The organism is Mesorhizobium sp. M7A.F.Ca.CA.004.12.1.1, from assembly GCF_003997835.1.
Taxonomy (GTDB): Bacteria; Pseudomonadota; Alphaproteobacteria; order Rhizobiales; family Rhizobiaceae; genus Mesorhizobium.
Genome location: NZ_RZRK01000834.1, coordinates 1 through 2,637 on the forward strand (window position 1 = coordinate 1; position 2,637 = coordinate 2,637).

Annotated in this window: 5 protein-coding genes and 1 pseudogene; all 6 read left to right on the plus strand. The window is 63.7% G+C overall.

Going from position 1 to position 2,637, the window contains the following annotated elements; all coding sequences use genetic code 11:
* Nucleotides 1–255 (plus strand): dihydrofolate reductase family protein (locus EN984_RS30395; RefSeq protein WP_206517521.1); only part of this gene is annotated, 255 nt, incomplete at its 5' end.
* 12 nt (nucleotides 256–267) lie between these two features.
* Complete coding sequence (locus EN984_RS30400; protein WP_127270991.1) at nucleotides 268–885, plus strand: riboflavin synthase; 618 nt, start codon at nucleotides 268–270, stop codon at nucleotides 883–885.
* A complete protein-coding gene (locus EN984_RS30405) occupies nucleotides 885–1,088 on the plus strand; it encodes a DUF1778 domain-containing protein (RefSeq protein ID WP_127270989.1) in 204 nt (67 codons plus the stop codon). Before EN984_RS30400 ends, EN984_RS30405 begins: the two co-directional genes overlap by 1 nt.
* Nucleotides 1,089–1,196: 108 nt before the next feature.
* On the plus strand, nucleotides 1,197–1,691 hold the full coding sequence (gene ribH / locus EN984_RS30410) for a 6,7-dimethyl-8-ribityllumazine synthase (protein WP_127270987.1): 495 nt from the start codon (nucleotides 1,197–1,199) through the stop codon (nucleotides 1,689–1,691).
* The gene (gene nusB / locus EN984_RS30415; protein WP_023798402.1) at nucleotides 1,688–2,188 is read left to right on the plus strand and encodes a transcription antitermination factor NusB; all 501 of its coding nucleotides are present in this window, start codon (nucleotides 1,688–1,690) and stop codon (nucleotides 2,186–2,188) included. The genes ribH and nusB overlap by 4 nt, the downstream gene beginning before the upstream one ends.
* Nucleotides 2,185–2,637: pseudogene (locus tag EN984_RS30420) on the plus strand (sugar MFS transporter); the annotation flags it as partial. The gene nusB and the pseudogene EN984_RS30420, both read left to right, overlap by 4 nt.

Sequence of the window (2,637 nt, forward strand, 5' to 3'; positions counted from 1 at the left end):
CTGCCGGAACTGCTCGAGGATCTGGCCGCGCTCGGCATGGCCAGCGTGCTGGTCGAGGGCGGCGCCAAGGTGGCGAGCGCTTTCCTGGCCGACGAACTGGTCGACCGCATCGTGCTGTTCCAGGGACCGGAAGCGATCGGCGATGACGGCATTGCATCGCCTGTTGACGCTGACCATATCCCGGCAGGTTTTCGCAAGCTGCGCGAGATGCGCTTTGGCGAAGACAGTTACGCCGAGTGGATAAGAGATTTTTAGGGATCAACACCGATGTTCACCGGAATTGTCACCGATGTCGGCACTGTCGCTTCCGTCAAACCGCTCAGGCAAGGGGTGGGTTTGCGCATCGACACAGCCTATGACCCGCGGACCATTGCCATCGGTGCCTCAATCTCCTGCGGCGGCGTCTGCCTGACGGTTACGGCCTTGCCCGACAGCGGCTCGAATGCGCGCTGGTTCGAGGTTGAAGCATGGGAGGAAGCCTTGCGGCTGACCACGGCCTCGGGCTGGAAATCCGGCACCAAGGTCAATCTGGAGCGGGCGCTGAAGATCGGCGACGAACTCGGCGGCCACATCGTTTCGGGCCATGTCGACGGCATGGCCGAGATCGTCGAGCGCAAGGATGAGGGCGACGCCGTGCGCTTCACGCTGGAGGCGCCGCGCGACCTGGCGAAGTTCATTGCGCCAAAAGGCTCGGTCGCGCTCGACGGCACCTCGCTCACCGTCAACAAGCTCGAAGGCACGCGCTTCGACGTGCTTTTGATCCACCATTCGCTGACCGTGACCACCTGGGGTGAGCGCAAAGTCGGCGACCGCGTCAATCTCGAGATCGACACCATGGCCCGCTACGCGGCGCGGCTGGTGGAGGCGACGAAAGAGGGGCTGTGATGACCAAGGACAGGGTGAATTCCACGCAGGAAGACAAGTTGATGCGTGAGGAGCGGGCCGATGTGAACACCGAAGGGCACTCGCAGCTCGATCTGTCTGTCAACGACAGCAGAGTCTTCGTTGAAGCCTTGATCAATCCACGATCGGTGAACGATCGTCTGCGCGATACGGTGCGTCGCTACCGTCACGTTACAGGCTCCTGAATACTGGAAACCCAACAAGTTCTGCCGACCGTCGGCGTCGTGGACAATCTTCCGCTTGCGATGAACCCGGCTTCGGCCTAAGTCACCGGCAACTCCCCGGAGACTTTTATGGCTGGCACATCCCAACACGGCAAAGCCTTCATTCGTCCGAAGGCGAAGGCGCATCTGCTCATTGTCGAAGCGCGCTTTCACGACGACCTTGCCGACGCGCTGCTCGACGGCGCGACAAGCGCGCTCGATGAAGCGGGCGCGACTTACGATGTCGTCACCGTTCCAGGTTCGCTCGAGATCCCCGCAGTGATCTCCTTTGCACTGGACGGCGCGACGGGAGGCGGCACACATTATGACGGCTTTGTCGCGCTCGGCACCGTCGTCCGCGGCGACACCTATCATTTCGACATTGTCGCCAATGAATCCAGCCGCGCGCTCATGGATTTGAGCGTGCAGGACTCGGTCTGCATCGGCAATGGCATCCTCACCACCGAGAATGACGCCCAGGCCTGGACTCGCGCCAAACGCTCGGAAGGCGACAAGGGCGGCTTTGCCGCGCGTGCGGCCCTGACCATGATTGCCCTCAAGGAACAACTGGGAGCGCGATCGTGAGCGAACCCGCTTCGCCCGGCCAGCCCGCGGTGCGCCACGCCAACAAGCGCGGCGCTGCCCGTCTTGCCGCCGTGCAGGCGCTCTATCAGATGGATGTCGCCGGCAGTGGCGTCTTCGAGATCACCGCCGAATACGAGGCCTTTCGTCTCGGCAAGGAAGTCGACGGAGCGCTCTATCGCGAGGCCGATGCGCAATGGTTTCGCGCCATCCTGGCGGGTGTCGTCGAGAACCAGAAGACCATCGATCCGATCATCCGCCAGGCGCTGACCGAGGACTGGCCGCTGTCGCGGCTCGATTCGACGCTGCGCGCCATTCTGCGTGCCGGCGTCTACGAGTTGATGAAGCGCGAGGATGTCCCCGTCGCGGTCATCGTCTCCGAATATGTCGACATCGCCAAGGCCTTCTACGAGGAAGACGAGCCGAAGCTGGTCAATGCCGTGCTCGACCGTGTGTCTCGCCGGGTGCGTGGCGAGGGGCGGGGCAAGGACGCATCATGACGGCAATCGCCGTCGAGGCAGGCAGGGAGGCGCGCCGCACGGCGCTGATCCTGGCCGCCTCGCAGGCGATCATCGGCTCGGCCGCTCCCATCGCCATCTCCGTGGGCGCGCTGGCCGGGCAATATCTGCTTGGCCCCGACAAATCATTGGCGACAGCGCCGGTCACCGGCTTCAACATCGGCGTGGCGCTCGGCGCGCTGCCTGCAGCGGCCATCATCCGCAGCATGGGCCAGCGCGGCGGCTTCATGACCGGAACGATCGTCACGGCGCTTGGCGGCCTCGTCGCCACGCTTGCGCTTTTTCAAGGCAGCTTCTGGCTGTTTGCCTTTGGCTTGCTCACGATCGGTGTCGGCGGCGCCTTCGTCCAGCAGTTCCGCTTCGCCGCTGCCGACAACGCACCGCCGGAATTCAAGGCGCGTGCCATCTCATTCGTGCTGGCCGGCGGCATC